At 67.5% G+C, this 3,984-nt stretch carries 3 protein-coding genes; all 3 read left to right on the top strand.

Features of this window, described 5'->3' with window-relative positions; all coding sequences use genetic code 11:
* Positions 1-191: 191 nt before the first annotated feature.
* The 3 genes from JHD07_RS32220 to JHD07_RS32210 all read left to right on the top strand — a co-directional run bounded on the left by JHD07_RS32220 (position 192) and on the right by JHD07_RS32210 (position 3,943).
* Entirely contained in the window at positions 192-1,436 is a 1,245-nt protein-coding gene (locus JHD07_RS32220) for an MFS transporter (RefSeq protein ID WP_291629477.1), read from the top strand.
* 34 nt (positions 1,437-1,470) lie between these two features.
* Positions 1,471-2,676, top strand: a complete 1,206-nt coding sequence (locus JHD07_RS32215; protein ID WP_291629476.1) for a M20/M25/M40 family metallo-hydrolase — start codon at positions 1,471-1,473, stop codon at positions 2,674-2,676.
* 178 nt (positions 2,677-2,854) lie between these two features.
* Complete coding sequence (locus JHD07_RS32210) at positions 2,855-3,943, top strand: mandelate racemase/muconate lactonizing enzyme family protein (RefSeq protein ID WP_291629475.1); 1,089 nt, start codon at positions 2,855-2,857, stop codon at positions 3,941-3,943.
* Positions 3,944-3,984: the final 41 nt, after the last annotated feature.

Genomic DNA, 3,984 nt, shown 5'->3' with positions numbered 1-3,984 from the left:
TGGCCGCTGTCGTGGGCGGCACTGGCGGTTCCTTGCGCGTGCAGCGCATATTATTTCGTTTGCGGACTGTTCCCGCCGGAAAGGCTCTGACATCGCACCGGTTCACGTCTGCAGGGACACGCCGCCCGGCCATTGGCACCCGCTCCTCAATCCTGTAACCCCACCCGAAACCTTCTCGGGACGGGACGCTCATGACCACCGCCGCCAACGACGCGGGCATCGCGACCCGCGCGCTGATCTTCGCGCTCGTCGCGCTCGCCTGCGGGCACATGCTCTCCACATTGCTGCGCACGATTCCGGCCGTCAGCCTCGACCTGATGGCGGCGGATTTCCGCATCGAGCCGCAGGCACTGGCGAGCCTCACTTCGATCTATCCTTTTGCCTTTGCGGCGGCGCAGATCCCGGTCGGGGCGGCGATGGACCGGTTCGGCGTGCGGCCGGTGTCGCTCGCCCTGCTGGCGGGAACCGTGTTCGGCGCGATGGCGTCCGGCTTTGCGACGGGACCCGAGAGCTTCGCCGTCGGGCAGCTGCTGCTCGGCGTTGCCACCTCGGGCATGCTGATGTGCCCGATGACGCTCGCAGCCAAGCAATTGTCGGCGGCGCGGTTCGGATTGTGGTCGGGCGCCATCCTCTCGATCGGCAATATCGGCATGCTGCTGTCGGCGAGCCCGCTCGCCTTCGTGGTCGACGCCTATGGCTGGCGCGCGGGGTTCTGGCTCTCCGCGATCGGCGGCGTCGCGGTCGCGCTCGCGGTGTTCGCGCTGGTGCCGAACCAGCCGGCCGAGCACAAGGACGAGTCCTCGCCGCTGGCGCAGATGATCGAGGTGCTCAGGCTCGGCCTCTCCCGCCCGTTGCGCGGCCTGATCGCGCTGGCGCTGGTGTCGCTGGCGACCTCGCTGGTGCTGCGCGGCCTGTGGGGCGGGCCGTGGCTGATGGACGTCAAGGGATTGTCGCGGGTCGAGGCCGGCAACCAGCTCGGCGCGTTCACGCTGGCGATGATTGTCGGCCCCCTCTGCATCGGCGTGATCGACCGCAGGCTCGGGCACCGGCGCGGCCTGGTGGCGGGCTCGCATCTGGCCGCCGCCGTGCTGCTGGTGCTGATGGCCCTGGGCGCACCGCATGAAGCGGTCTCGGTGCTGTTCGGCCTGCCCGTGATGCCGCCGCAATACGACCTCGTGCTGTTCGTGCTGATCGGGCTTGCGACCTCCGCCCAACCGCTGCTGTTCGGCATGTCGCGGCAGCTGGTGGACGCGCAGGTCGCGGGCAAGGCGCTCGCGGCCGTCAACCTCGCCTTCTTCCTCGGCGCGGCCTTGATGCAGTCGGCCACGGGCGCGGTGGCGGCGCTCGCGGGATTGCCGGCGGTGCTGCTGTTCATGGCTGCCATGCTGACGCTCGGCGTGCTGATCTTCTTGGCTTACACCTCGCCAAGCCCATAGGATGACGCGACCTCGCCCGCCAAAGGAATCACTCATGTCCGTCGACACCAAAGCCGCCACCGACCGTCTCATGCGCTTTCTCTCGGTCGAAGGCGTCACCGGGCAGGAGGCGGCGATCGGGCGTGAGCTGACGGCCGCGCTGAAGGAGGCCGGCGTGCCGGCGAAGGCGATCCGGCTCGACGATGCCAACACCCGCATTCCCGTGCCGACCGAGACCGGCAACCTCATCGTCGACCTGCCCGGCCGCGGCGCGCTGCACAACCAGCCGCGGATCATGTTCATGACCCACATGGACACCGTGCCGCTCTGCGCCGGCGCCAAGCCGAAGAAATCCGGGCGCAAGATCGTCAACGAAGCCAGGACCGCGCTCGGCGGCGACAACCGCTGCGGCTGCGGCGTGCTGGTGACGCTGGCGGCCGAGCTCGCCAAGCAGAAGCTCGATCATCCGCCGATCACGCTATTGTTCTGCGTGCGCGAGGAGAGCGGGCTCTACGGCGCGCGCTACGTCAAGCTGGACGAACTCGGCGCGCCCGTGATGGCGTTCAACTATGACGGCGGCGCCGCCTCGAACGTCGTCATCGGTGCCGTCGGCGCGGACCGCTGGAGCGTCGAGATCTTCGGCCGCGCCTCGCATGCCGGCGTCGCGCCGGAGCGCGGCATCTCCTCGACCATGATCATGGCGCTGGCTCTGGCCGACGTGAAGGCCGGCGGTTGGTTCGGCAAGGTGGTGAAGGGCAAGGGCGCCAGCGTGAAGATGGGCACCAGCAATGTCGGCCCGGTCACCGGCGGCGAGGGCCGCCCGGCGGGCGATGCCACCAACGTCGTCACCGACTACGTCCATGTGCGCGGCGAGAGCCGCAGCCATGACGGAAAATTCTTCAAGGAGATCACCAAGGCCTACAAGGCCGCGTTCGAGAAGGCGGCCAAGAAGGTGACGAACGCGCAAGGCAAGTCCGGTAAGGTGAAGTTCAAGGCCGAGACCGACTATTATCCGTTCCGCATGAAGGACAGCCAGCCCGTGATCAAGCGCGCGGTGGAAGCCGTGTCCGCGGTCGGCGGCACGCCGAACGTCCGCACCGCCAATGGGGGCCTCGATGCCAACTGGATGGTCCGCCACGGCATTCCGACCGTGACCTTCGGCGCCGGGCAGAACGAGGCACACACGGTGGACGAATGGATCAATCTCGACGAATACGACCGCGCCTGCGCGCTGGCGGTGCAACTGGCGACGATGCGGTGAGTTGGGTTCGAAGGGTGGGTTAGCCCCACGACTGCGCAAGGCGCAGTTCGCGCGGCGTAACCCACCGCGTCTGCGCCGCGGAGATTATAGAGGTGGGTTACGCCGAGCACATGCGCTTTGCGCATCTGCTCGGCTAACCACCCTACGAAGAAGAAAGAAGAAGAGACAGGGAGGCACCATGGCACGCATTGCGACAATCGAGACCGGATTCTACCGGATCCCCCTTCCCGTCACGCTCTCCGACTCCACGCATGGCGAGATCACCGCGTTCGAGCTGATCACCTGCCGGATCCGCGATGCCGATGGCGCCGAGGGCGTCGGCTACACCTACACGGTGGGACGCAATGGCGGGGCGACGGCGGACATCCTCAGGCGGGAGATTCCGCCGCTGATCGAGGGGCGCGAAGCCGAGGACACGGAAGCGATCTGGCATCATGTCTGGTGGGCGCTGCATTATGGTGGCCGCGGCGGGCCGGCGGTGCTGGCGCTCTCGGCGGTCGACATCGCCTTGTGGGACCTGAAGGCGCGCCGCGCAAAACTGCCGCTGTACCGACTGCTCGGCGGCTTCGATGCGCGGGTGCCGTGCTATGCCGGTGGCATCGACCTCGATCTCTCGGTCGACGCGCTGCTCAAGCAGACCGACGGCAATCTCGCCAAGGGATTCCGCGCCATCAAGATGAAGGTCGGCCGTCCCGACCTGAAAACGGACGTCGCGAAGGTCGCGGCGATGCGACAGCATCTCGGCGACGGCTTTCCGCTGATGGCGGACGCCAACATGAAATGGACGGTCGAGGAGGCGATCCGCGCCGCGCGTGCCTTGGTGCCTTACGACCTCACCTGGCTGGAGGAGCCGATCATCCCCGACGACGTCGCCGGCCACGCGCGCATCCTGCAGGCGGGCGGCGTGCCGATCGCGGCGGGCGAGAATCTGCGCTCGCTGTGGGAGTTCAAGAACTACATCGCATCAGGCGCAGTGTCCTATCCCGAACCCGACGTCACCAATTGCGGCGGCGTCAGCGCGTTCATGAAGATCGCGCGGCTCGCCGAGGCGTTCAACCTGCCCGTTACCAGCCACGGTGCGCACGACATCACCGTGCATCTGCTCGCGGCCTGTCCGAACCGGTCGTATCTGGAGGCGCATGGTTTTGGGCTCGACAAGTATATCGAGCATCCACTGGTGCTGCAGGACGGGCTTGCGCTGGCGCCGGACAGGCATGGCCATGGGATCGGGTTCGACTGGACGGGGCTGGCAAAGCTGGCGGGGTAGGAGTGGGGCTCACCTCTCCCGCTTGCGGGAGAGGTCGGCGC

The organism is Bradyrhizobium sp. (assembly GCF_016462955.1).
Taxonomy (GTDB): Bacteria; Pseudomonadota; Alphaproteobacteria; order Rhizobiales; family Xanthobacteraceae; genus Bradyrhizobium.
Note: the sequence above shows the minus strand (reverse complement) of the source record. Positions and strands in the feature narration are given on the sequence as shown.